We start from the raw sequence: 25,148 nt of genomic DNA, 5'->3' as shown, positions 1-25,148 counted from the left end.
TTAGTCCGCCACCATAGCGTCCGTGCAACATCCGAGGCGCGGGGGCAACATCAGGAACCGGGATTGCGGCGCGGCACGAACGCGGTCGCGAGGAACGAGAACACGGCCTCATTGCGCTGATTGACGCCGGTGTTGCGGGCCTGAAGAATGCCCCATTCGGGCCGCTTCTCGGACGTCCGCTTGGTCTCGACCTGGTTGGCGAAGCTGATGGTGTCGCCGGCCAGCACCGGGCGGATCCAGCGCAGTTCGCGGAAGCCCGGCGAAGGTCCCCAGACCGCGACCGTCTCGCCGCGCGCGGCGGCTTCCGCGGCGAGCCGCTTGCCGTCGGCAACCAGCAGCTTCATGCACACGCTGGCGACGTGCCAGCCCGATGCGGCAAGCCCGCCGAACAGCGAATTGCGCCCCGCCTCCTCGTCGAGATGGAAGCGCTGCGGATCGAACTGCGCGGCAAAGCGCTTGATGTCCTCGGCGGTGAAGGTGAATGAGCCGAATTCGCGCCGCGCGCCGATCTCGATATCTTCAAAGAAACGCATATTAGTGACCCGTGCCGTCCCGGCGGCTGACGATGATCGGCGACTCCATCTCGCACAGCATCTCGCCGCGCGCGTTGCGGATCGTGCCCTTGAAGGTGACGATGCCGGTCTGGGGCCGGCTCTTCGAAACGCGCGCCTCGACGACGTCGACGTCCAGCGTCAAATCGTCGCCCGGACGCAGCGGCGCCACCCAGCGCATCTCGTTGACCCCGGGCGAGCCAAGCGAGGCGGTACTGCCGATGAAGCCGTCGAACAGCATCCGCATCATCAGCGATCCGAGATGCCAGCCCGAGCCCGACAGGCCCCTGAGCATGGATTTCTTCGCCGCCTCCTCGTCGAGGTGCATCGGCTGCGGGTCGAATTCGGCGGCAAAGGCGAGGATTTCCTCGCGCGAAACATGGCGCGGGCCGAACGTGCCGAAGCGGCCGGGCTTGAAGTCTTCGAAGGTCAGCGTGGTCATTGGGTGAGGATATGCCGGAGGGAAGCCCGATTGTGGCCGTTATTTGCAGCAATCACAACCGGCCCACTCGCATAGCTCGCCCCTGGACTGCCGGCGTCCGGTCCGGGGCTCGGCTTTGGCGAGACGGATTGGGTATCTCGGGTATCGATCCCTCTGGTCGCGGAGGCGCTTGGCGCCGTCCAGAACCATTGGCCCGGCGAAAGCCCTGACGGACGCCTGCTGCGCAGGCTCCCGGGATGAAGTGATCACGCTGGGGCTGACGCAGTAGGATGAACGAGACGCGAATCATATTTCGGCTGGCCGGGAGAACCATGATGTTCGATTTCCAGGATCTGTTTCAGTGGGACCGCTTCATCACGCCCACGATCATCAAGACGTTCTACTGGCTGGTGATCGCGGTCATCGTGCTGTTCGGGATCTCAGGCATCCTGTGGAGCCTCACGGCAATGGCGATCAGCCCGTTCGTCGGCTTCATCCAGTTGCTCGCGTCGATCGCCAGCATCTTCGTCGGCATCGTGTTGTCGCGCATCGCCGCCGAGTTCATCCTGATCGTATTCCGGATCAACGAGCATCTCGGCGCGATCCGCGATCGCGACGGAGGAATGCACTGAGGCGAATCGCCTCCGCCTGACCGCGGCCTGCCGCCCGGGCCGTGGTTAATCCGAAGTAGCACCCGCGCGCAAATGCCCGCGAAATTCCGACCGGGATCTTAAAACCGCTCGCGTATCAGCCTTCCGCATTGCGCTTAAGACCAACGCGGGGGCGTCGTGAATTCGAGGAATGGTTTTGCCGTGAGGCCGGCTGCCGAGCCGGGCTTTACGACCGAGGATATTTTGTGGGCTGTCGGTATCTGGTCGGTGATCCTGACCCTGGCGCCGGTGATCGTGTTCTACCTGCTGATGGTGGCGTGACAGCCACGCACTCCGTTATCGCGAGCAGCTCGCGACAAAATTGCAAAGCAATTTTGCGCTGAAGCGACGAAGCAATCCATCGCTCCGCAACCGCGGTGAGATGGATTGCTTCGCTTCCGCTCGCAATGACGGGGCGACAAAAAACGCGCGGGTATCGCGCGTTCTTTTCAGTTCGAACCAGAGCGGCGTTGTTACGCCGCCTGCTTGTGCATTGCGCCGGACGCCGACGCCGTGCCGCGGATCGCCTTGATCGAGCGTTCGATCGCGGCCCACAGCCGGTTGATCTCGGCAGCGGCGCGGCCTTCCGCATAATATTCGCGGGCGCCTTCACCTTGGCCGAGCGCCATCAGAAGATCGGCGCGGTTGGTGATCTGGCCGCTCCACACCGGCGCGCGGAATTTTGCCAGTGCCTCGCGGGCGATTGCGACGATGCGGCTTTCGGCGCCGTCACGCTGCGCGGGCGCACCGTTGATCACGACGGCATAGGGCTTGCGCATCGAGCGGCAGGTCTGGATGGTTTCCTGCACCGCGTTGACGTCGAACACGCCGGGCCGCGCGGGAATGATCACCATCGTGGCGTTCTTGATGGAGTCGTCGACCACGGCCGAGAGATTCGGCGGCGTGTCGATGAACACCCATTCGATGCCGTCACGCTTGGCTTGAGCGATGATTCCGCTGACCGAGTTCACCGCCGTCTTGATCGCCGGCTCGTTGGTGCCGCGCAGCTTGTGCCAGAGAGTCAGCGAGCCCTGCGGATCGGCGTCGATCAGCAGACACGGCTTCGTTGCCTTGTGCACTTGCGCGGCGAGGTGAGCAGCGAGGGTACTTTTTCCCGAGCCCCCTTTACGCGAAGCGAAAACAATGACGTTCATACCTTGGCCTCCAGATTGACCCCAGGAGGCGAAAATGAATCAGCACGCTGATTCGCGAAAGAAAAAACTTCTTGCAATCCGCAAAGCGGCCAAGATTACCGGTGTGTTCTGCTTTTTGAGTCACACTCGACTTATGACACAACCGAAAATGGAAGCGCTAAGCGCTTGATTTGACTCAAGGCCTAGCGCTTTTCGGCAGCTTTGGCGCGCTCGCGCGCGATCCACTTGCGCTCGACCCAGCCGAGCAATTGCGCGGTGGGTTTCTGCAGCAACGGAACATCCTGCGCGAACAAAAGGAGTCCGAGCGGCAGCATCCAGAGTCCGAGCACCGGCAGGAAGCTGAAGATGCCGCCGATGATCAGGAGGATCGCGAGCGGAATCCGCACATAGCGCGACGACGGCTTGCGCAGCCACGCGACGAAGCGCGCCGGCTTTTCCGGAAGCTTGGCTTCGAACCAGGCGAAGTGCCGATCGATCTCTTGCTCGTAGTATTCGCTCACGCGTCCCACTCCGTCCGTTCCGCAGGCGGCAACCGATTCTGCAAACAACACAAGTCCCAGAGATGATGCTGCGTGACAGCGTCACAAGGCGTCAGTCTGTCGCGCGTCGCGACCTTGAAATCGCCGCCGCGCGACCTCAAGCGCAATGAGATTGGATTGACTGCGACGGTGCTGCGCTCCCTTTCCCGTTCTTAGGGGGTCGAGACAAGCGAAGCTTGCGCTTAGAGGGTTGGGGTGAGGGCTGTCTCCGTGCATCCGGCGATAGCTGCATTTGCGGAGATTCCCCTCACCCGGAACGCATCTAAGGATGCGTTGCGTGCTCTCCCCGCACGCGGGGCGAGGTCAAGTGAACACCGGTTCGTGTGACGACAACGCGCCAGTACTCTGGCGTGCGCGCGATGGGAACCGGTTCAGTAGGCCGGTTTCTTCGCCTTGTGCGACCTGTAGACCTTCCGCTTCGTGGCGACCGGCCGCCGCTCCACGCGCTCGCTCGCCTCACGCGGCTCAGGATCTTCGCGGAAGAACACGCGGCAGGCCGGCGAGAGCTGCGCCCTGTTCCGGATCATGCAGGCCGTGATGCGATCGACATCGGGAACCTCGGGGCCACAGAGCCGGAACGCATCCGGCGTGCAGGCCTGCTGCTGGTCGGGCGTGTAGGCCTCACCTCGGCCCGACAGCAGCAGCGCCGCGAGCCCACTCGCAAGCATCAGGGCAAACGAAAAACTCCTTGAACCGGCGGTCCCCATGAGTCCCCCAAGGTATCACTAAGGCGTCGTTAAGGCGTCGTTTCGCGGAGTGTGGGTGATGGGAAAGAGAAGTGCAAGCGGGCGCGATGACACGCCAGCGGCGATCAAGGAGAGCAAGCGATCTTGCGACGGCTTGATGTTGCGTTGGGTGATGTTGCGGCTGGTACAGTTGGGTGGGCTCGAACCACCGACCTCCTGTTCCACAGACAGGCGCTCTAACCAACTGAGCTACAACTGCATCCTGACGCACGGCCCCGCAAAAAGGGGGCGGCGATTTGGGCGGAAACTAGGTGCAACGCCGCGCTTTGGCAAGCGCTTAACGTGCGGATCTCCGCCGTTATCTCGGACCGCTTAACGGCTCCTGTCCAGCAAAAAGGGCCCGGACCGTACCGGTCCGGGCCCCATCACCATCTCGTACAGACCGCGATCAGGCGGCCGGCTGCTGATAGAACTTCGAGGCGCTGGCCTTGATCGGCTCGGCGGTCTCGCTGGCGACCTTCTGGCCGAGTTCGGCCAGTTCCTTGGCCTGCGCGGTGTAGGTCTCGAACTGCTTGCGAGCGTGCGAGGTCCACAGCTCGATCGCTTCGGTCGGCGACTTCACGCTGAACAACTCCTGGGCGAAGTCGAGCGACGACGTCGTGTTGGCCTTGAAGAACTCGATCAGCTTGGCGGAATACGCGGTGGCGCCCTTGTTCATCGAGGTGAAGACGGCCTCGACCGTCGAATTGTGGGTCTCGGCAGCGTCCTTGAACTTGGCGTAGCTGTCGCGGGCCTGCAGCACGCCCTTTTCGGCGAACGCGCGCATCTGCTCGGGAACCTCGAACGGGATGATCGAGGCGGAAAACGGATCGGACGGGTTGGTCATACGTGTAATCCTTCGCAACGGGTGAGTAGATGTGACCATTGCGAACGTCCCTGAGCCCATCAGGCCGGGAACGTTGAAATGGATCACGCTGCCTTGATTCACGGGAGTGCCCTTCGTCGGGCGCGCCTAATAAACACCCATATCATGTCAATTTTGTGCAACGCAACGTAAGATCACGTGCAACGCCACATTTTTTATGTGGCGGAATATGGGGCTACCGCGCCCGACCAAGGTTGGACCGGCCGCAGTCGGCCCAGCTCAGCTCGCGCCGTCAGCTCTTCATTAGCTCTCCGTCAGATCGCTCCGTTAGCTCTTGGGCTTGACCGCATCCATCGCGGCGCGGCTGACGGCCTGGCCCATTTCGCTGGCCTGCTCGGCGAGCGAGCGCATCTGGCCCTGCACATATTCGCTGTGCAGCCGCATCACCTCGGTGAGGTCCTTGGCCTTGAGCAGCGACTGGGCGTAGTCCAGCGACGACTGCACGTTCTTTTCCGCGTAGCCGAGCGCCTTGGCGGACAGGTCCTTGGCGCCGGCGCGCATCGTGGCGTTGCGCTCCTCGATCTTGCCGGCGGTGTCCCGCGCGTTGGTCACAAACTGCTCGAAAGCCTTGCGCGCCTGATCGAAGCTCGCTTCCGCCATCGACCGCATATCCTTGGGAATCTCGAACTTGGGGATCTCGAAATGGTCACGCCCGTTGTCACTCATGGTCGTTCTCCCTCGCTTGGTGATCGGCCCGCCGCTTGGCCTTGCAGGCTCGCGGCAGGATATATCGTGGCACTGCAATCGCAGGTGTGACGCGGTGCCGCCCGGTTCCGCATCGCGCGCCCGTCGCAGCAACCTCTCTGTGGCCCACAACGCCAAACGGCTGTGGATCGTTCAGCCAAGTTAACGTTATCCCGGCTTTGGCTGACGCAGGCTGACTGCGGACATGGACCTGCCGCCCCCCGCTTGCGATACTAACCTTCTGTTAAGGCTGTCGTCCTGCGGCTGCCGGCGCGTCGGCAGAGCTAAGGAAGAAGCCAAACCTATGCGGTCAAATCTTGCGTGATGAGTGACGCGGAATTCCAAATCCAGGCGCTCGGCGATGTCAGGCTGGGGGACCATGCGACGAGCCCCCTGCCGGCATGGCTGTGGTCGGCCGACGGCGCACGGATTCTCTGGGCCAATCCGGTCGGCGCGCAGGTATTCGGTGCTGCAAATAGCACGGATCTGGCGAAGCGCGCCTTCGGCCCGGCCGATCCGCATCGCCGCCAGGTCGCACGGCTCGGCCCCAGCCTCGGCGCCAACCGCGCGCTCCGGCTGGAGCGGCTGCGCGGATTCGGCGCGGCGCCCGGCATGCTCGCGACCTGCGGCTGCAGGCGGATCGACCTGCCCGACGGCAGCCACGGCATCCTGATGACGGCGCTCAATGCCGGTGGCCGCAACATGCCGCTCGCGGAGCGCTTGCTGCGGCTGGTGCAGAGCCTGCAGCGTCCGGCCGCAGCCTTCACCAGCGACGGACTCTTGGTCGCAACCAACGAGACGGCACGCTCGCTGCCCGGCCTGCACGATCTCGCCGAAGCCGGCCTCGCTGCCGCGCGCAACGAGGCGCTGACGCAGGGCCGCGCGGCGGCGAGCGTTGCGATCGGTCGCGTCGTGCTGCAGCGGATCGGCGGCGGCGCCGATCGCGCGCTGATTGCATTGATCAAGCCGGCCCGGCATCTCGCCGCCAAACCGGCGGCACCAATCGTGCCCGAGCCGGTCGAGCCGGCGGCGGTAGCGCCCGAAGCACCGGCACCGGCAGCAGCACCGCAAGAGGCTGCGGCGGCGGAGCCGCCGCCAGCACCATCCGCCGCCGAGCAACCAGCCACGCAGGACGAAGCTCCTGCGCCGGTCACCGAAGCGCCGACCGCCTTCACGCTGTTCGATGCGCTGGATGATCCGCGGTTGGAAGAGACAGCCGTAGCCGAGCCGATCATCAGCACGGCCGAACCCGAACCTGCGGACGCTGCGCCATCTCTCGCCGCGGCAGAACTCGCACATGCAGAGCCAGCACCCGTCGAGACCGCGGCATTCGACACCACGCCCGACGAAACTCCCGCCGTCGAGGAGCCACTGTCGGAAGCGCTGATCGAGGTGCCTACTGAAGCGCAGGTCGAAGAGACTGCGCCGGCGCCCGCGCCCGATCTCGAAGTGATAGCGAGCACGCCCGTTCCGGACATATCGGCGCCGCCCGCCGATCCCGTCCCCTCACCTTATGCGATCGCGGGTGCGCCGCCTCCGCCGCCTGCCCCCGAGCCGGCGCCCGCGACGCTGGCGCCGGTGCCGCCGCCATCCTGGCTCGACGAACCATTGCCGATGCGGCGGCATCCGCTGCGCTTCATGTGGCAGATGGACCACGAGGCCCGCTTTTCGCTCGGCTCCGACGAATTCACCCGCCTGATCGGCCTGCACACCGCGGCGGGGTTCGGCCGGCTGTGGAGCGACGTCGCCGAGAGCTTTGGCCTCGATCCCGAGGGCCGCGTGACGCAGGCGTTCGCCAGCCACGACACCTGGAGCGGCATCACGCTGAACTGGCCGGTCGACGGCGGCGGCCGATTGCCGGTCGAATTGTCCGGCCTGCCGGTATTCGATCGTTCCAGGAATTTCGCCGGTTATCGCGGCTTTGGTGTGTGCCGCGATCTCGACGGGCTTGCGCGACTCGCCGCAATGCGCCGCTATGAGCTCTTCAGCGGCTCGATCGCGCCGCAGTCACTGTCGGCCGATGTCGCACCGGCCCCGCGCACCGATGCGCCGCCCGGGCCCGCCGCGCCGCCGCGTGACAATCCTCCGCCGCACGCGGAGCCGCCGCCCGATACGACCGCAGCACCACCCGAGCAATTGACCGAGCCGACAGCGACAGAGACTTCACACCAAGCCGATCCGGATCACGCCGTGGAAACGCCTGTGGAAATACCCGAGGTAGCGCCGGAGGTGCGTCACGACCCGCCGCAGAATGTGGTGCCGTTCCGCCCCGCCGGCGACGCGCGGCCGCCGTCGCTGACGCCGGTCGAGAACAACGCCTTCAACGAGCTCGCCCGCCAATTGTCGGCGCGGCTCGAGAGCGAGGCCGGCCTCACCGCGGCAGCGAACGAGAGCGCCGCAGCGGAACCGGTCGCCGAGGAGACCGCTCCGAGCGAACCGCCGCAGGAGACGGAGGTGCCGCCGCTGCAAGAGACGGTGGCACAGGACGAGACGCCGGCCGACGCGCAAAAGCCTAGCTGGTTAAGTGAAGCGACGCCCGCACCGCGCGCGGATTCCCGGCGCGACCGCGCGCTGTTCGATCTGCTGCCGGTCGGCATCCTGATCTATCGGCTCGACCGCCTGCTCTATGCCAACCACGCCTTCCTCGCCCGCATGGGCTATGACAGCCTGCATACGCTGGAAGCCGCCGGCGGGCTGGACGCGCTCTATGTCGAACCCGGCGTCTCCCAGGCGAGCAGCACCTCCGGCACCGGCACGCCGGTGACGATCTCCGCGAACCAGAACGCGGACCACGGCGCGCAGTCGGTATCGGCGGAGGCGCGGCTGCATACCATCAGCTGGGACGACGATTCGGCGCTGGCGCTGATCTTCTCACGCACGCTGGACGAGGACGCCGCGGTTGCCGCCGCGCTGTCCGATCCCGAAGCGGCTGCAATCGCGGAGCCGGTGCTTGCGCCACCGCCGCCGCAGGCTGGCCACGCCGACGCCGAAGAACTCGGCGCGATCCTCGACACCGCGGCCGAAGGCATCATCATGTTCGATGCCGAGGGCAACATCCATTCCTGCAACCGAAGCGCGGAAGCGCTGTTCGGCTATGACGGCGACGAGTTCATCACGCATAACCTCGCCGACCTGTTCGCGCCGGAGAGCCAGCACGGTATCTTCGACTATCTCTCCGGCCTGAAATCGGCCGGCGTCGCCAGCCTGCTCGACCACGGTCGCGAGACGCTCGGCCGCGTCCGCCAGGGCGGCATCATCCCGCTGTCGGTGACGATGGGGCGTACCCGCGCCGACGGGCCGAACTTCTTCGCGGTGTTCCGCGATCTCTCGCAGACGAAAAAGAGCGAGGGCGAATTGCGCGAGGCGCGGCGGCTCGCCGAACGCGCGGCGAACGCCAAATCCGACATGCTGGCGCGGATCAGCCACGAGCTGCGCACGCCGCTCAACGCCATCATCGGCTTTGCCGAGGTGATGATCGGCGAACGCTTCGGCGCGCTCGGCAATGAGCGCTATGTCGAATACATGAAGGACATCCGCGCCTCCGGCGAGCGGGTGATCGCTGTTATCAACGACCTGCTCGACCTGTCGCGGATCGAGACCGGCAAGCTCGACCTCGCCTTCACCAATCAGAATCTCAACGAGATGGTGGAGAGCTGCGTCGCGGTGATGCAGCCGCAGGCCAACCGCGAGCGCATCATCATCCGCACCTCGCTCGCGCATACATTGCCGCCGGTGGTCGCCGACGCCCGCGCGCTGCGCCAGATCACGCTGAACCTGATCGGCAACTCGATCCATCTCGCCAATGCCGGCGGCCAGGTGATCGTCTCGACCGCGCTGTCCGATTTCGGCGAGGTCATGCTGCGCGTGCGCGACACCGGCCAGAGCCTCAACGACAACGAGGTCGCCGCCGCGCTCGAGCCGTTCCGCGCACCGACGCCGTCCGATCAGGCCGGCCCCGGCGGCGTCAGCCTGTCGCTGACCAAGGCGCTGGTCGAAGCCAACCGCGCCAAATTCCAGATCCGGACCGGCGGCCGCACCGGCACGCTGATCGAGGTGACATTTGTTCACGCCACAGCGAGGGCGTGACCAGGCGCAGTGCGGGAATCTGTCGCGCCGGATCGGTGCGACGCGGCATAAATCTTGCTGCGATTCAGCTTGTTTGAATTCATTGCCGCGCGGCCCCGCCCGTTTTCCGGGCAATCGGATTTTCACCAATGCGCTGTCTCGTCGTCGCCGACCTGCATTATTCATTGCCGCAGTTCGACTGGCTGCTGGCGGCCGCGCCGCAGTTTGACCTCGTGATCTTCGCTGGCGATGCGCTCAACCTTGGCTCGGCGGTCGATTTCCGTGCCCAGACCGTGGTCGTCACGAAATACCTCGCGCGGCTCGCCAAGCTCACGCGGGTGATCTTCTGTTCGGGCAATCATGACCTCGACGAGCGCAACGCGGAGGGCGAGAAAATAGCGCGCTGGGTCGCCGGCATCAGGGAATTTGGCGTTGCCTGCGACGGCGACAACCTGACCATCGGCGACACGCTGTTTACCGTATGCCCATGGTGGGACGGCCCGATGGTCAAGGCGCGGATCGACGATCAGCTTCGTGAGGCGGCCGCAATCCCGCACGGCCGCTGGGTCTGGGTGCATCACGCCCCGCCGGCGGATTCACCGACCAGCTGGGGCGGCAAGCGCTTCTTCGGCGACGAAGAGCTGCTACGATGGATCGAGCGCCACCATCCGGCGATGGTGATCTCGGGCCATGTGCATCAGTCGCCGTTCATCCCGAACGGCTCGTGGTTCGACCGGATCGGGACCACCTGGGCGTTCAATACCGGCCTGCAGCCCGGCCGGCCGCCGGTCTACATCGTGCTCGATCTCACCCAGGAGAAGGCCTTCTGGCTCTCCGCCGGCGAAGCGCAGATCGTCGATCTCAAGGCGCCGTTGTCGCGGCCGGCGGCTCCCGTGCACGAGGCGCCGGACTGGCTCACATCCTTGGATCGGATTGCCGATCCGAGCCTGGCGCGACCTGCATCGGCGGCAGGTTGATCATGCTCTGCAGCACTTCGCCGACCATCGCCAGATGCGTGCCATGATCGGCATATTGGTGCATCAGGTCGGCCAGATAGGTCGTGGCAACATGAAGCCGCTGCGCCAGCAGTTGCGCGATCAAAAGCGCCACCGCCGGCTGCTCCCGCAGGAACGACGCCGCATCGTCGAATTCGTACAGGACGCAATCGGTCGCCGTGCGCACCTTTGCGCTGTGCGGCCTGTCGAGCAGGACACTCATCTCGCCAAACACCGCGCCGGGCTCGTCAATCACGGCGACCAGACTGTCGCTCCTCACGACCTCGACCTTGCCCTCGAGCAGCACGAACAGATGACCTGTCTTGCCGCCCTCCTCGATGAAATCCGTGCCGGCCGGCAGGCTCCGCCTGTTACCGCCGGTGCAGTGATCAAGGATTGCTCGCATGCTGCTTCGTCTCCGTCTGCAGTCAGACTAGGCGGAGACGCGGTCGAGGTGAAACGGGATTAGCCGGGCGTTCTGCTCAAATTGTCGGCAGGCGCAGCGGGCGGGAGCGGCGCTTGGAGGCGGACACTAGCCTCCATTGACGCACACTTGTGTGAAGGACGCACCGGCGAACAGGCTCCCTCTCCCCTTGTAGGGGAGGGAGCCAGAGAAGCGTGGTCACCTCACGCACAACGCGGCGCTAGGCAGCGCCGCCCTATTGCCTGATTTCCAGCGTCTGGCGCTTGCCGGCGGCGATCGAGAACGGCTTCTCAGCCTTCTGGCCGTCGGCATAGATGGCGACCGCAACATAGTCGCCGGCGCTGAGCGCGACGTTAGCGGCCGCATCATACGTCACCGAAACACGCTTGCGCTCGTCATTGATGTCGCGCTCGGCGCCCAGGATGTCGATCTCCTGGGCGCCGTCGGTCTTGATCCCGATCACGCCGGCGTTGAGATTGACGTTGACGCGGGTCGGCGCACCGGACTTCACCTCGGCGCGCACGGTGCCCTTGGCCTCGCCGACCGTCGCCGTCACATCGTAGCTGCCGCTTGGCAGATCGAACTTCGATTCGGCGTCGTATTCCTGCGCGACCTTCTCGCCCTCGTCACCGTCGGCCTTCGCTGGCTGGTAGACCGCGACCACGATATCCTTCTCGACCTTCGGGCCGCCCTCGGCAAAGGTAGAGGTCACGATCAGCTTGCCGACATCGAGGGTGAGCTGGACGTTGCTCGAGTCGCCGGCGGCGACCGAGAACGGCTTGCTGGTCTTCGACTGTCCTTTGGTCAGGGTCAGCACATAGCTGCCCGCGCCGAGCACGAAGCGCGGCACCGCGTCGTATTCCTGCGCGATCAGCTGGCCGCCCTTGTCGGAGACCTGCCAGACCACGTCATCGACCTTGCCGGCGCCGCCTGCCACCGAGCCTTCGCTGGTGACGTAGCCGGCATCGAGGATGACGTCGAGCATCGCCGGCTTGCCCTTCTCGACCTTGAGCGGAAACTCGCGTTTGAGCTGCCGGTAGCTCACCTCCACGATGTAGTCGCCGGGCGCGATATTGTCGGCGAACGGCGCGCCGTAGAAGGTGTTGACATGCTCGCCCTTCTCGTCGCCGGCGCGCTTGTAGGCGCCCCAGTTGACATCCTCGTCGCTGATCGGATCGAGCCCTTCGGCGAGCCGCGCCACGCCGCGAATGTTCTTGCCGAGATAGGGATCGGCGACCGGCTTCTGCGGCGCCTCACTTGCCACCTTGGTGCCCTGCGTCGCCGCCACCGCCTTGGTCAATGCGCCGGTCAGGCTCGAGGCGTTGCCGGCATCGAGATAGACGCCGCCGGTCGCGCGCGCGATGCATTGCAGCTGGCTCTTCGCCGCGGGATCGGCGACGTCGAGTCCGATGACATGGGCGGTGAAGCCGATGCCAGCCTTCTTCAGCTCGGCCGCGGCGGCACACGGGTCCGGTGCGCAGGTCTCGATCCCGTCGGAGACCAGGATCACATTGGCCTTGTTCTCGGTGGAGTGCAGCGCCTCGGCGGCGGCGCGCAGCGAATCCGCAATCGGTGTCTTGCCCTTCGGATTGATGCCGTCGACCGCGGCCTTGATCCGCGCCGGATCGAACTTGCTCACCGGGACCATCAGCTCGATGTCCTTGCAGTCACCCTTCGAGCGATGGCCATAGACCATCACGCCGAGACGATCGGCGAGATTCCATTTCGACAGGATGGCATCGACCGCCTGTCGTGCTGCGGAGATCTTGCTCTGCCCGTCGACCAGGCCCCACATCGAGCCGGACGCATCGAGCACGAGGATGGTGTCGGTCCCTTGCGCCTGGGCCTGCGCGGCGGGCGGAGCGAGCAGAGCCGGGCCAAGCGACAGCAGGCCGGCAACGAACAAGCGGCGAAAAAACTTAATCACGGATCAGTCCTCGATGATGGAGACAATCGGAGGGCAAAGACGGCTGCGACGGCGCGGTGTGTCGTGAGATCACCCGTGCCCTGCCTCAGCCACGCCCTACTTCGATCCGGATTTTGTTTTTTGTTGGCCGGATGCTGAGGCGACACAATTTCGGCGGGCACGCAACGAAACGCCAAAATGTCATCAATCAAAGCAACTTGCATCTGGACGTTTGGCCTAATGCGACATGCGTTTGGGCTATCGCGACACGCAGATGATTAGATTTTATCGAGAGCTGTGCTGCTAGCTCGGCGATGTGAGCATCATCACAGATTCGGCGGCGGATTTTGGCCGCACGCGCTGATCGACGCGCATGTTGCGAGACGGCGAACATCGTTGCCTCCTTCCATTCAGCCCACGGCATCGAAGATGTCGGCGGCATCGAGCCCGTCACGCAATGTCATTTCTCTTGGCAACGAGAGGGATCGATCGCTTTCCACGTCAATGATCCGGCATATAGACAGTGAAATCTCACGCGCCGGAAACGGATTAGCCGGGCAGCGTGCTCAAATTGTCGGCAGCTTTGCCCCGGGGTGATGAATGTGACGTGCTGTGTGACTGCCCGGCGGGCAACACAGCAAAACCTGTCAATCACCTCGCGCCAAAATATTTCTATTTATCAGAAGCGCAACTCAGTGTATGGTTCGCCCGTCTCACCCGATCGAGGGGCGCTTCGCGGTCGTCACGAACGCGGTGTGGGATGCGGTGGACGCCGAGCGTGTGACTGACGAGAGCACGCAAGGCGGACGGTGAAGTCGTGCAGGCCTGACGCCCTAGTGGCAGGTGTCCTCTCCTAAAGAAGCTAACGCTTCTCAGGGAAGGCGGTGACAAAAAAGCCCAGTCTCGCCGGGGAGAGCACGTATAAGCCGTAACCCATCGCGCAGGGAAGGCCGGGTTGTTTCCGGTTACACCTGTGGTCCTACCTCCCGCGTTTTTACTACGCGGGACCCATGGGTGCGATCGGCACCCGGCTTTCCCTGCGCCCTCTGTTCAAGAGAGGGCGGAACGAAGAGCAAAGCTCGGACAATCGTGTCGCGAGAATGCGCACACATGATTCACAAGCCGCGCCACACACTCCGTGTCGTCCCTGCGAAAGCAGGGACCCATAACCACCAATGCTGATTGCTACGCAATGCTGGGACGACGAGTCCACTATACAAGCCGCGGAGTATGGATCCCTGCTTTCGCAGGGACGACAGTGGTGTATGCCTCACATCACCCGCGCAAATCTGCGAAAACCCGGCGCGCCGATCAGTGCCTCGAACGTGGCGTCGCGCTTCTCCTCGGCGAAGGCAAAGCCGGCCTTGGCGTAGCAGCGCTCGGCGGCTTCGTTGCCGATCAGGAACGAGACCGATGCCTGCGCGTAGCCTGCGGCCTTGCCGTCAGCGAGCGCGCGGCGGATCAGGGCCTGGACCAGACCGCCACCGCGATGGGCCGCTTCGGTTGCGACGTGCTCGATCAGCCAGTCGCCCTCGCCGCCCTGAACCCAGCAATTGCGGGCATAGGCGCCGCGCGCGACGATGCCGTCGGCATCCGCGCTGGTCTCCGCCGCAACCTGCTCGATCGCCGCGCGGGCAGCAACGACCGTTCCGGATGCGGGCATAGCGCACAGCGCGGCAGCCGGCACGCCATCGACTTCAGCGATCAGGAAATGAGCGAAATGGTACCATGACCGCACCCGCGCCACGGCAAGCCGCGTCATGAACGCCAGGCATTCCCCCTCCGGCCGGTCGAGGGCGATGTCGAACCAGCCGCGCGGCCGCGGGCCGCGCTGCGCAGCCAGGACACTACGGGCGATGAAGCCGGCGTCGTCGGATCGTGCGGGACGGATCGAAGATCGTCCCGCGCCGATCATCTCAGGTGTTCGTAAGCGCGACGCGGAATTCCGCCTCGGTCTTGGCCTTGACCTCGTCGAGCGTGACGCCATCGGCGAGTTCGATCAGCGCCATGCCGTCCTTGCCGTGCTTGTCGATGGTGAACACCGCAAGATCGGTGACGATCATGTCGACCACGCGCTCGCCGGTCAGCGGCAGATTGCACTGCTTCAACAGCTTGGGGCCGTCCTTGGCGGAATGCTCCATCACGACAACGACGCGCTTGACGCCGGCGACGAGGTCCATGGCGCCGCCCATGCCCTTCACCATCTTGCCGGGGATCATCCAGTTGGCGAGGTCGCCGTTCTGCGCCACCTGCATGGCGCCGAGGATCGACAGGTCGATATGGCCGCCCCGCACCATGCCGAAGGACTCGGCCGAGGAGAAATAGCTGGTCGAGGGCAGCTCGCTCACGGTCTGCTTGCCGGCGTTGATGAGGTCGGCGTCGACCTCGTCCTCATAGGGGAACGGGCCCATGCCGAGCATGCCGTTCTCGCTCTGCAGGCTGACGTCGATGCCTTCAGGAATGTAGTTCGAAACCAGCGTCGGGATGCCGATGCCGAGATTGACGTAATAGCCGTCGCGCAACTCCTTGGCGGCGCGGGCGGCCATCTGTTCACGGGTCCAGGCCATGAGGCTCTCCTGAAGAGTTATGTCTTAGTTGCGGATGATCTTGACGGAAAACCGGTGCCCGGTTTTCCGGATCATGCGTTAAGCGGCGGGCCGCGGACGGGTGTTGCGGAACTCGATCCGCTTCTTGCCGGTCCCGACCTCGACGATGCGTTTGACGAAGATACCGGGGGTGTGGATGTGGTCCGGGTCGATCTCGCCAGCCGGCACCAGATGCTCGACCTCGGCGACGGTGACCTTCGCGGCGGTGGCCATCATCGGGTTAAAGTTGCGCGCGGTCTTGCGGTAGACCAGGTTGCCGGCGGTATCGCCCTTCCAGGCATGGACGATGGCGACGTCGGCGAACAGTCCACGTTCCATGATGTACTTCTCGCCGTCGAATTCCTTCACTTCCTTGCCTTCGGCGATCAGCGTGCCGACGCCGGTCTTGGTGTAAAAGGCCGGGATTCCGGCGCCGCCGGCGCGGATGCGCTCGGCCAGCGTGCCCTGCGGGTTGAACTCGAGCTCGAGCTCGCCGGCGAGATATTGCTGGGCGAACAGCTTGTTCTCGCCGACATAGGACGAGATCATCTTCTTGATCTGGCGCGTCTCCAGCAGCCGGCTCAGGCCGATGCCGTCGACGCCGGCATTGTTGGAGATGACCGTCAGGCCCTTCACGCCGGATTCGCGGATCGCGTCCGACAGGGTCTCGGCGATGCCGCAGAGGCCGAAGCCGCCCGACATGATCATCATGCCGTCCTTGAGGAGACCATCGAGGGCCGATTTGGCGTCGGGATAAACCTTGTTCATGCAATGAATACCTGATGGAGGGCGCGGAACGGCTGTGACCTGCGGATTATTAGGCGAAATCTTCGCAATGCGTCAATCACGGCCCCGTGCGACGACGGGCGGCGGCCTGCGACATCAACATGGCCTTGAAAGCGTCAAGAAAACCCTTCAAGTTGCGTGGGTTGGCAGGGGCCTCCGGCGAGCGCCCGCTGTGTTCGACGACGACCCGACAAACCTCAACCCGACCCGGATATGTCATTGACGATGGCCCAAGGAATTAAGCGCCTGGGGATGCCGATCGCGGCGCTTTTCGGCCTGGCGCTGGTCGGGCTGGTCGGAACGTCGTGGTTCCTCAACCGGGACGCGCTGCAGCGCGCGGTGGAAGCGCAGATTCGCGCGGTGACCGGGCTCGAACTCGTCGTCAACGGCCCGATCGACGTCTCGGTCTTTCCGGGCAGCTATGTCTCCTTTCATAATGTCGGGCTGAAGGGCACCGATACCACCGACCCCGCCTTGCAGGTCGATGTGCTGACCGCCAATCTGCGTCTGCTGCCGCTGCTGCTGCGGCGGTACGAGATCGCCGACGTCATGATGCTGCGTCCGCATATCCATGTGGTCCGCGGCGGAGCCGGCGAGAGCAACTGGACGCCGTTCGTCGAGACCATCGCCAAGGCGATGACGCCCGGCGCCGAGAATCAGGTGTCATTCTCCGAGATCCGGATCCAGGACGGCGAGCTGAATTACGAGGACGGCATCAACCATATCTCCGAACAACTCGGCGATATCGACCTGTCGCTGGCCTGGCCGTCGATCTCGCGTTCCTTTGCCGCAACCGGCCAGTTCGACTGGCGCGGTGAGCGCATCGACGGCTCGATCAGCGCCAGCGATTTCGTGGCGCTGCTGTCGGGCGACCGTTCCGGCCTCAAGGCACGGCTCGCCAGCGCGCCGCTGAAGGTTGCATTCGACGGAACCGTCGCCAACCGCACCAGCCTGATGATGGAAGGCGTCGCCACCATGGACAGCCCGTCCTTGCGCAACGCATTGCGCTGGATGGGACAGGCGCCGCCCGGCGGCGGTGGCGGCTTCGGCCGCTTCGCGTTGAAGGCCCGCGCCAATGTGGTCGGCGGCTCGGTCGCGCTTACCAATGTCAATGTCGAACTCGACGGCAATGTCGCCGAGGGCGTGATGACCTACGCCAATAACGGCCGGCAGACGCTGCAGGCGACGCTTGCCGCCGGCAATCTCGATTTCACGCCCTACATCTCGACATTCCGCCTGCTGGCCAGTGGCCAGCGCGACTGGAACAGGCAGCTGTTCGACCTGTCCTCGCTGTCATCGACCGATCTCGACATGCGCCTGTCCGCCGCCAAGGTGACGGTCGGCCCATCCAAGCTCGGCCGCACCGCGTTCGGCGCCAATTTGCGCGGCGGCGCGCTCGCGCTCAGCGTCGGCGAGGCGCAGATGTATGGCGGCATCGCCAAGGGCTCGTTCGCGATCGCGCGCTCGGATGCTGTCGCCGACGTCAGGGCGCAATTCCAGTTCACCGATGTCGATTTGCAGGCCTGCGCCAGCGAATTGTTCGGCATCACGAAGCTGTCCGGCCGCGGCAACCTCAACGTCGCGCTGATGGCGTCCGGCTCGAGCCCGTTCGGGCTCGCTTCATCACTGGACGGCACCGCGACGCTGAACGGGCATGACGGCGCGATCGCGGGCTTCAATGTCGAGCAGCTGCTGCGGCGGCTGGAAAAACGGCCGCTGTCGGGCGGCGGCAACTTCCGCTCCGGCTCGACGCCCTACGACAATCTCAGCATCTCGGTGAAATTCGCCGACGGCGTCGCGACCGCTGACGACATTCATGTCGAGAGCCCCGCGGCGAAGATCACGCTGACCGGCACCGCCTCGGTGCCGTCGCGCGAATACGATCTCAAGGGTGTCGCCAGCCTGACCTCGGCATCCGCCGGCGGCAACGCGTTCGATCTGCCCTTCGTGATCCAGGGCCCGTGGGACGATCCCCTGATCTTCCCCGATCCAGAAAGCCTGATCCGCCGCTCGCCCGCATCCGCACCGCTGCTCGACGCGGTGAAGGATCGCAAGACCCGCGACGCGGTGCGCTCGGTGATCGAGCGCTTCACCGGCGGCAGCGCGCGGCAGCCGGCGGCGGATGCTGCGACCGGTGCGACCGGCAACGGACCGGCGACGTCCGCCGACAATGCGAAGTCGAACTGATCGATCCATTCACTTTCCGCATCGATGCGCCAGGACTGATCCACGCTCTCGCCGCCAACCCCCTACAGAAGTCGTCGATGCGACATCTTTATCAGGTCACGGGCATGCGCTAGTGTTTTATCCAACCGGTTAAAAAAGCCGGCGTCATGAGGGAGAACAACGTGAGATCCAAGGTTATCGGTGCGCTATCAATTGCGGTCGCCGCGGTCGGCCTGTTCGCCGCAACTGCCCCCGCTCTGGCGCAGGGCAAGACGATCACCGTCTGGTGGGGCAAGGGATTTTACAAATCCGAAGATGATGCGCTGCTCGAGACGATCAAGAAATTCGAAGCCAAGACCGGCATCAAGGTCGAACTGTCGCAATACGCGATCCAGGATATGATTCCGAAGACGGTCGCCGCGCTGGATTCCGGCACCGTGCCCGACGTCGCCTATTCCGACACTTACGATGTGCAGGCCCAGGGCAAGTGGGCGTTCGAGGGCAAGCTCGAAGACCTCTCCGACATCATGCTGCCGATGAAGGACGCTTTCGCGCCGAACACGCTGGAAGCCGCCCTGCTCTACAATGACGTCACCAAGAAGAAGTCCTATTACGGCTTCCCGCTGAAGCAGCAGAGCATGCACGTCCAGATCTGGGGCGACATGCTGGAGAAGGCCGGCTTCAAGGCCGCCGACATCCCGACCAAGTGGGAAGATTACTGGACGTTCTGGTGCGACAAGGTGCAGCCGGCGATCCGCAAGGCGACCGGCCAGCGCATCTATGGCGTCGGCCAGCCGATGGGCGTGGAATCCACCGACTCGTTCCAGTCGTTCTACACCTTCATGGACGCCTATCACGTCAAGCTGGTCGACGACGACGGCAAGCTCCTGGTCGACGATCCCAAGGTGCGCGACGGGTTAATCCACGCGCTGAAGGACTACACCGACACCTACATCAAGGGCTGCACGCCGCCCTCCTCGACGACCTGGAAGGACCCGGACAACAACGTCGCCTTCCACAACAAGACGATCGTGATGACACACAATTTCACGATCTCGATCGCGGCGAAGTGGTTCGAGGATTCGACCAACCCGGCGCTGACCGACGCGCAGCGCGCCGCCGGCAAGCAGGCCTATGAGCACGACATCATCACGGCGTCGTTTCCAAAGGCACCGGACGGATCGACGATCAAGTACCGCTCCGACGTCAAGACCGGCTTGATCTTTGCCAATGCCAAGAACAAGGCGGAAGGCAAGCAGTTCATCGCGTTCCTGATGCAGGAAGACAACGTGCGGCCCTACGTCGAGGGCGCGCTCGGCCGCTGGTTCCCGGTGACCAAGGCGAGCCAGGCAAGCCCGTTCTGGCAGGCCGACCGGCATCGCAAGGCGGTCTGGAATCAGTTCACCGGCGGCACCGCGCCGTTCGACTTTACCAAGAACTGGAAGTTCACCATCCTGAACAACGAGAACGTCTGGGCCAAGGCCATGAACCGCGTCGTCAGCGAGAAGGTGCCGGTGGACAAGGCCGTCGATGAACTGATCGCCCGCATCAAGCAGGTCGCGGGGTAACGTAAACGATGCTGACCGCCGCGAACATCTGTATCTGTCGTCCCTGCGAAAGCAGGGACCCATACGCCGCGGCAGTCGTTTTGAACCATGCTGGTCATCGGCTTTCGTGCGACAACGAAGGCCGGTGGTTATGGGTCCCTGCTTTCGCAAGGACGACAGCGTAGGCGCGGGCGACACCCCGCTCAAAAGAGTAGACGAATGGCGATCACGCTCTCCGCATCCGATGCCCCTTCGCCGCCGCTGTCGGCACGGTTGTCGCCGCCGCAGGTCTGGGGCATCGTGCTGCTCGCCCCCTATCTGCTCGTGTTCCTCGCCTTCGTGATCTACCCGGTCTGCTACGGGCTGTGGCTGGCGCGGCACCCGTCGAGCTATGTCGCGCTCTACAATGACCCGATCTTCGCGCGCGCGGCGGTCAACACGCTGATCTTCCTGGTCATCGGCATCAACATCAAGATGCTGATTGCGCTGTTCCTGTCCGGCTTCTTCGCCCAGCAGCGCCCATGGATCAGGTGGCTGTCCGTCATCTTCATCCTGCCCTGGGCGGTGCCGTCGATCCCGACGATCCTGTCGGTGCGGTTCATGCTCAATCCCGAATGGGGCGTGGTCAACCAGGTCATCTTCAAGCTCACCGGCGACGACGGTCCGAACTGGTTGAACGATCCCGCCGTCGCGCTCGCGATGGCGATCGGCGTGCACATCTGGAAGTCGCTGCCGTTCTGGACATTGATCCTGCTGACCGGCCGGCTCGCCATCTCCAACGATCTGTTCGAGGCGGCCGATGTCGACGGCGCGAGCTGGTGGCAGAAATTCCGTTTCATCACGTGGCCGTCGATGCAGACGCTCTACATCACCTGCACGCTGCTTTCGATGATCTGGACGCTCGGCGACTTCAACAGCGTCTATCTGCTGACCGGCGGCGGGCCCGCCGACCTCACCCACGTGCTGTCGACCCTCGGCATCCGCTATCTCAGGCTCGACCAGCTCTCGCTGGCGATGGCCTCGATCGTCTGCGCGATGCCGTTCGTGCTGCCGCTGGTCTATTACATGATGAAACGGTTGTCGCGATGAAGCTGCCCACCCTCCGCGAAGTCGGCACCGAAGCCAAGCTGCTCCTGATCGGCATCCCGGTCTTCATCTGGACCATGATCCCGATCTACCACATGTTCGTGTTCGCGATCTCGCCGAAGGAGGACGCGTTCTCCGGCAAGCTGTGGCCGGCGCATCCGACGTTCCACAATTTCTCGATCGTGTTTAACCAGCAGCATTACTTCCTGCGCGACTTCTGGATCCAGTTCTGGAATTCGACCGTGATCGCGCTCGCCGTCGGCGCGCTGACGCTGTTCGTCGCCACCGCCGCCGCGTTCTCGATCTCGCGGCTGCGCGTGCCGGGCGGCCGCGCAGTCATGAACCTGGCGCTGTTCACCTATTTCATTCCGGCCGCGTTCCTCGCCGTGCCGATGTATCGCACCATGGGCAACTACGGCCTCCTCAACAATCACTGGTCGCTGATTCTCGCGATGGTGACGATCGCCGCGCCCTACGCGATCTGGGTACTGAAACAGGCCTCCGACAAGTTGCCGGTCGAGCTCGACGAGGCCGCGACCATGGACGGCGCCACCACGCTGCAGCTGTTCCGCCTGGTCTATGTGCCGCTGATGATGCCCTCGCTGGTCGCGGTCGGCACCTACGCGATCCTGCTCGCCTGGAATGAATATCTCTACGCGTTCCTGCTGCTGTCGAAGGACACCGACATCACGCTGCCGGTCGCGCTCGGCAACTTCCTTGCCGCCGACGACTCGCCTTGGGAGCTGTTAATGACCACCGGCTTCATCTACGCGCTGCCGCCGGCCGCGGTCTATTACGCCTTCAAGCGCTACATGGTCGGCGGGCTGACCGCCGGCGCCGTCAAGTCGTGACGGCTCAGAGCGTTTTCGAGCGAAGTGGACGCCGGTTCGCGTAAAGAAAACGCGTCAAAACAAGGATCTAGATCGGCGCGGCGCTCTCGCCGCGCGCGTTCGACAATTTCGAGGCGAACGAGGCAACCACGATGATCACGGCGATCAGCGCGATCACCAGCGTGCTGATCGCGTTGATCTCGGGTTTCACGCCGAGCCGGACCTCGGAATAGATCCGGATCGGCAATGTCGCCGAGCCGGGTCCGGTGGTGAAGCTCGCGATCACGACGTCGTCGAGCGACAGCGTGAAGGCCAGCATCCAGCCGGCGACGACCGCCGGCACGATCAGCGGCAGCGTCACCAAAACGAACGCGCGCACCGGATCGCAGCCGAGATCCATCGCAGCCTCCTCCAGGCTATGGTCTTGCGCGGTCAGGCGCGACTGCACCACGACGGTGACGAAGCACATCGTCAGCGTAGTGTGGGCGATCGTCACCGTCCAGAAGCCGCGTTCGGCATTCAGCGCCACGAACAGCAGCAGCAGCGACAGGCCGGAGATCACCTCCGGCATGACAAGCGGCGAATACAGCATGCCGGAGAACAGCGCCCGCCCCCGGAAGCGCTCGCCGCGTGCCAACCCGACCGCCGCCAGCGTGCCCAGCAGTGTCGCCAGCGTCGCCGACACCGCGGCGACCGAGAGGCTCATCCAGGCCGCCTCGAGCATGGCGCGGTCGTTGAAGAACTCGTGGTACCAGCGCAGCGACCAGCCGCCCCACACCGTCACCAGCCGCGAGGCGTTGAAGGAGTAGATCACTAGGATGACGATCGGCAGATAGAGGAACGCCAGCCCGAGCGCCAGCGACGTCATGTTGAAACGCGTCAGCCTGGTGACGGTGCCCGCCATCAGCGGTTACTCTCGAGCTGGCGGCGCTGCAGGCGGTCGTAGAGCACGAGTGGCGGCACCAGCAGCAGCAACAGCGCCATCGCGGCGGCGGATGCCACCGGCCAGTCCTTGTTGGTGAAGAACTCGAGCCACAGCGTCTGCCCGATCATCAGCGTATCGGAGCCGGCGAGCAAATCAGGGATCACGAACTCGCCGACGATCGGAATGAAGCAGAGCAGCGCGCCGGCGCCGACACCCGGCAGCGACAACGGGAATGTCACCAGCCAGAATGTCTGCAGCGGCGAGGCGCCGAGATCGCCCGCGGCCTCCAGCAGCGACGCATCCATCTTGGAGAGCGTCGCATAGAGCGGCAGGATCATGAACGGCAGATAGGAATAGACGATGCCGAGATACATCGCGCTGTCGGTCGACAGCCAGACCACCGGCACTGATACGACATGCAGCGCCAGGAGCACCTGGTTGAGCAGGCCGTCATGCTGCAGGATGTTGATCCAGGCATAGATGCGGATCAGGAACGAGGTCCAGAACGGCACGATCACCAGCATCATCGCCACGCTTTGCCAGCGCTGCGGCAACCGCGCCATGCCGTAGGCAATGGGGTAGCCGATCAGGAGCAGGATCAGCGTCGCGGTCACCGCCACGACGAGGCTTCGCAGATAGGACAAGATGTACAGATTGTCCTGAAGCAGCAGCTTGAAATTGTCGAACGACAATTGCGCAAAAGCGGCGGCCAGCGCTGCGCGGCCCTCGCTGAAATCGAACACCGGCGTATAAGGCGGCTGCGCGATCGCGGTCTGCGACAGGCTGATCTTCAGCACGAAGCCGAACGGCACCAGGAAGAACAGCACCATCCAGAGATAGGGCGCGATCGCGGCCAGCCGCGCCGGCCGCGCGAAGATGCGGCGCGCGCTCATTGCTCCAGCACCATGCAGTCGTCGGCGGTGAACCAAGCCACCACGCGCTGGCCGGCGAGATAGGCATCGACATCGAGCCGCGCGGTGTTGGCCATCGACGAACGCACCACCGCCCCGGACTCCAGCTTCACCCTGTAGCTCGTGACGCCGCCGAGATAGTTGACGTCGATGACGACGCCCTTTAACCGGTTGATCGGCTGCGATGCGCCCCCATCCGAGGCCGGCGCGCGACGCGACAGCTTCACCTTCTCGGGGCGGATCGCGACGCTGACGACATCCTTCGTCACCGGCGGCCACAGCTCGCTGACCGCAAGCGTGCCTGCGTCAGTGGTCGAGACCGTCAGGCGGCTATGGTCGCGAGAGACGACCTGGCCGTTGAACAAGTTGATGTCGCCGACGAACTCGGCGATCCAGCGCGAGGCCGGCGCCTCGTAGAGGTTGCGCGGGGTCGCGACCTGGACCAGACGGCCGGCATCCATCACCCCGATCCGGCCGGCCATCGTCATCGCCTCCTCCTGGTCGTGGGTGACGATGATGAAAGTCATGCCGAGCCTGCGCTGCAGCTCCATCAGCTCGGCCTGCGTGCCCTCGCGCAGCTTCTTGTCGAGCGCGGCGAGCGGTTCGTCGAGCAGCAGCACCTGCGGCCGGCGCGCCAGCGAGCGCGCCAGCGCCACGCGTTGCCGCTGTCCGCCGGAGAGCTGGTCGGGCTTGCGCTTCTCGAGCCCTTCGAGCTTGACGAGGGCCACCATCTCGGCAACGCGGGTTGCGATATCGCCGCGTGCCATGCCGGCGCGCTTGAGGCCGAAGGCGATGTTGTCGCGCACCGACAGATGAGGGAACAGCGCATAGTTCTGGAACATCATGTTGACGGGCCGCTCGTGCGGCAGCACCTGGGCGATGTCGTTGCCGCCGAGCAGGATGCGGCCCTCGTCCGGCGTCTCGAAGCCCGCGAGCAGGCGCAGCAGCGTGGTCTTGCCGCAGCCGCTCGGACCGAGCAGCGCGAAAAACTCGCCTGCGCGGACATCGAGCGAGAGCTTGTCGACCGCGCGGAAATTGCCGAACGACTTGGCAACGCCCTCGATCCGCAGCAGCGGCACGTCCGAGACGGCCGGTTCAGGCAACGGCTTTGCCGCCTCCGCACTCGCTTCGCCTGATGTCACGTCCGCAAGCCCTGATTCCCCAAAGCTCTGATCCTGGCGGCAAGCTAGCGGCGGATCGCCACCGGCTCAACCGCCTCACGGACATCTCCCGCAATATTGTCGGCTTCCGCGCCTCTGCTAGACTTCATGGCCAAACTCGGGAGGACAACCGATGATTCACGACCGCTACG

At 64.4% G+C, this 25,148-nt stretch carries 23 protein-coding genes and 1 tRNA gene; 8 read left to right on the top strand and 16 right to left on the bottom strand.

Going from position 1 to position 25,148, the window contains the following annotated elements; translation table 11 throughout:
• Positions 1–50: 50 nt before the first annotated feature.
• Both ABIB78_RS01265 and ABIB78_RS01260 read right to left on the bottom strand, forming a co-directional pair.
• A complete protein-coding gene (locus ABIB78_RS01265) occupies positions 51–533 on the bottom strand; it encodes a MaoC family dehydratase (RefSeq protein WP_429020493.1) in 483 nt (160 codons plus the stop codon).
• A 1-nt stretch (position 534) separates the two neighbouring features.
• Positions 535–993, bottom strand: a complete 459-nt coding sequence (locus tag ABIB78_RS01260; protein ID WP_429020491.1) for a MaoC family dehydratase — start codon at positions 991–993, stop codon at positions 535–537.
• Between the two features lie 314 nt (positions 994–1,307).
• Between ABIB78_RS01260 and ABIB78_RS01255 the strand changes: the two genes are divergently transcribed.
• Together ABIB78_RS01255 and ABIB78_RS01250 are read left to right on the top strand one after the other, a co-directional pair.
• Positions 1,308–1,604, top strand: a complete 297-nt coding sequence (locus ABIB78_RS01255; RefSeq protein ID WP_092126096.1) for a DUF4282 domain-containing protein — start codon at positions 1,308–1,310, stop codon at positions 1,602–1,604.
• Positions 1,605–1,760: 156 nt separating this feature from the next.
• Positions 1,761–1,904: a hypothetical protein gene (locus ABIB78_RS01250; RefSeq protein WP_165127734.1), complete on the top strand. Its 144-nt coding sequence runs from the start codon at positions 1,761–1,763 to the stop codon at positions 1,902–1,904.
• A gap of 191 nt (positions 1,905–2,095) precedes the next feature.
• Here ABIB78_RS01250 and ABIB78_RS01245 read toward each other — a convergent pair whose 3' ends face one another.
• The 6 genes from ABIB78_RS01245 to ABIB78_RS01220 all read right to left on the bottom strand — a co-directional run bounded on the left by ABIB78_RS01245 (position 2,096) and on the right by ABIB78_RS01220 (position 5,592).
• Positions 2,096–2,776, bottom strand: coding sequence for a ParA family protein (locus ABIB78_RS01245; RefSeq protein WP_021081815.1), 681 nt, complete (start codon positions 2,774–2,776; stop codon positions 2,096–2,098).
• A gap of 182 nt (positions 2,777–2,958) precedes the next feature.
• On the bottom strand, positions 2,959–3,285 hold the full coding sequence (locus tag ABIB78_RS01240) for a hypothetical protein (protein ID WP_429020487.1): 327 nt from the start codon (positions 3,283–3,285) through the stop codon (positions 2,959–2,961).
• A gap of 401 nt (positions 3,286–3,686) precedes the next feature.
• Complete coding sequence (locus ABIB78_RS01235) at positions 3,687–4,022, bottom strand: hypothetical protein (RefSeq protein WP_429020485.1); 336 nt, start codon at positions 4,020–4,022, stop codon at positions 3,687–3,689.
• A gap of 161 nt (positions 4,023–4,183) precedes the next feature.
• Positions 4,184–4,260, bottom strand: a tRNA-His gene (locus ABIB78_RS01230).
• A gap of 189 nt (positions 4,261–4,449) precedes the next feature.
• Positions 4,450–4,887, bottom strand: a complete 438-nt coding sequence (locus ABIB78_RS01225) for a phasin (protein ID WP_429020483.1) — start codon at positions 4,885–4,887, stop codon at positions 4,450–4,452.
• A 306-nt stretch (positions 4,888–5,193) separates the two neighbouring features.
• Entirely contained in the window at positions 5,194–5,592 is a 399-nt protein-coding gene (locus ABIB78_RS01220) for a phasin family protein (protein WP_207833207.1), read from the bottom strand.
• Between the two features lie 342 nt (positions 5,593–5,934).
• On the opposite strand from ABIB78_RS01220, the gene ABIB78_RS01215 reads away from it, so the two are divergent.
• Positions 5,935–9,696, top strand: a complete 3,762-nt coding sequence (locus ABIB78_RS01215) for a PAS domain-containing protein (protein ID WP_429020481.1) — start codon at positions 5,935–5,937, stop codon at positions 9,694–9,696.
• A 128-nt stretch (positions 9,697–9,824) separates the two neighbouring features.
• Positions 9,825–10,652: a metallophosphoesterase family protein gene (locus tag ABIB78_RS01210; RefSeq protein WP_429020479.1), complete on the top strand. Its 828-nt coding sequence runs from the start codon at positions 9,825–9,827 to the stop codon at positions 10,650–10,652.
• Here ABIB78_RS01210 and ABIB78_RS01205 read toward each other — a convergent pair.
• From ABIB78_RS01205 to ABIB78_RS01185, 5 genes are all read right to left on the bottom strand, one after another.
• A complete protein-coding gene (locus ABIB78_RS01205) occupies positions 10,591–11,076 on the bottom strand; it encodes a Crp/Fnr family transcriptional regulator (RefSeq protein ID WP_429020477.1) in 486 nt (161 codons plus the stop codon). The two genes, ABIB78_RS01210 and ABIB78_RS01205, sit on opposite strands and share 62 nt — an antisense overlap.
• Positions 11,077–11,329: 253 nt before the next feature.
• Entirely contained in the window at positions 11,330–13,021 is a 1,692-nt protein-coding gene (locus tag ABIB78_RS01200; protein WP_429020475.1) for a vWA domain-containing protein, read from the bottom strand.
• A gap of 1,249 nt (positions 13,022–14,270) precedes the next feature.
• Complete coding sequence (locus tag ABIB78_RS01195) at positions 14,271–14,915, bottom strand: GNAT family N-acetyltransferase (protein WP_429020473.1); 645 nt, start codon at positions 14,913–14,915, stop codon at positions 14,271–14,273.
• Between the two features lies 1 nt (position 14,916).
• Complete coding sequence (locus tag ABIB78_RS01190) at positions 14,917–15,567, bottom strand: 3-oxoacid CoA-transferase subunit B (RefSeq protein WP_429020471.1); 651 nt, start codon at positions 15,565–15,567, stop codon at positions 14,917–14,919.
• A gap of 78 nt (positions 15,568–15,645) precedes the next feature.
• Positions 15,646–16,353: a CoA transferase subunit A gene (locus ABIB78_RS01185; protein ID WP_429020469.1), complete on the bottom strand. Its 708-nt coding sequence runs from the start codon at positions 16,351–16,353 to the stop codon at positions 15,646–15,648.
• 243 nt (positions 16,354–16,596) lie between these two features.
• Between ABIB78_RS01185 and ABIB78_RS01180 the strand changes: the two genes are divergently transcribed.
• The 4 genes from ABIB78_RS01180 (at position 16,597) to ABIB78_RS01165 (ending at position 22,021) form a co-directional block, all read left to right on the top strand.
• A complete protein-coding gene (locus ABIB78_RS01180; protein WP_429020467.1) occupies positions 16,597–18,558 on the top strand; it encodes an AsmA family protein in 1,962 nt (653 codons plus the stop codon).
• Between the two features lie 161 nt (positions 18,559–18,719).
• On the top strand, positions 18,720–20,105 hold the full coding sequence (locus ABIB78_RS01175; RefSeq protein WP_429020466.1) for an ABC transporter substrate-binding protein: 1,386 nt from the start codon (positions 18,720–18,722) through the stop codon (positions 20,103–20,105).
• A 198-nt stretch (positions 20,106–20,303) separates the two neighbouring features.
• The gene (locus tag ABIB78_RS01170) at positions 20,304–21,173 is read left to right on the top strand and encodes a carbohydrate ABC transporter permease (RefSeq protein ID WP_429020464.1); all 870 of its coding nucleotides are present in this window, start codon (positions 20,304–20,306) and stop codon (positions 21,171–21,173) included.
• Positions 21,170–22,021, top strand: a complete 852-nt coding sequence (locus ABIB78_RS01165) for a carbohydrate ABC transporter permease (protein ID WP_429020462.1) — start codon at positions 21,170–21,172, stop codon at positions 22,019–22,021. The genes ABIB78_RS01170 and ABIB78_RS01165 overlap by 4 nt, the downstream gene beginning before the upstream one ends.
• A gap of 67 nt (positions 22,022–22,088) precedes the next feature.
• On the opposite strand, the gene ABIB78_RS01160 is transcribed toward ABIB78_RS01165, so the two are convergent.
• From ABIB78_RS01160 to ABIB78_RS01150, 3 genes are read right to left on the bottom strand one after another with little or no spacing between them, the layout of a single operon-like run.
• Complete coding sequence (locus ABIB78_RS01160; RefSeq protein WP_429020460.1) at positions 22,089–22,904, bottom strand: ABC transporter permease; 816 nt, start codon at positions 22,902–22,904, stop codon at positions 22,089–22,091.
• Positions 22,904–23,818, bottom strand: coding sequence for an ABC transporter permease (locus ABIB78_RS01155; protein WP_429020458.1), 915 nt, complete (start codon positions 23,816–23,818; stop codon positions 22,904–22,906). The genes ABIB78_RS01160 and ABIB78_RS01155 overlap by 1 nt, the downstream gene beginning before the upstream one ends.
• Positions 23,815–24,978 carry an ABC transporter ATP-binding protein gene (locus tag ABIB78_RS01150; protein WP_429020456.1) on the bottom strand — a complete coding sequence of 388 codons (1,164 nt, stop codon included), beginning with the start codon at positions 24,976–24,978 and terminating at the stop codon, positions 23,815–23,817. The genes ABIB78_RS01155 and ABIB78_RS01150 overlap by 4 nt, the downstream gene beginning before the upstream one ends.
• Positions 24,979–25,148: the final 170 nt, after the last annotated feature.

This window comes from Bradyrhizobium sp. I1.14.4 (assembly GCF_050435825.1).
Taxonomy (GTDB): domain Bacteria; phylum Pseudomonadota; class Alphaproteobacteria; order Rhizobiales; family Xanthobacteraceae; genus Bradyrhizobium.
The sequence above is the reverse complement of the archived record's forward strand: the minus strand, read 5'-3'. Positions and strand labels throughout refer to the sequence as shown.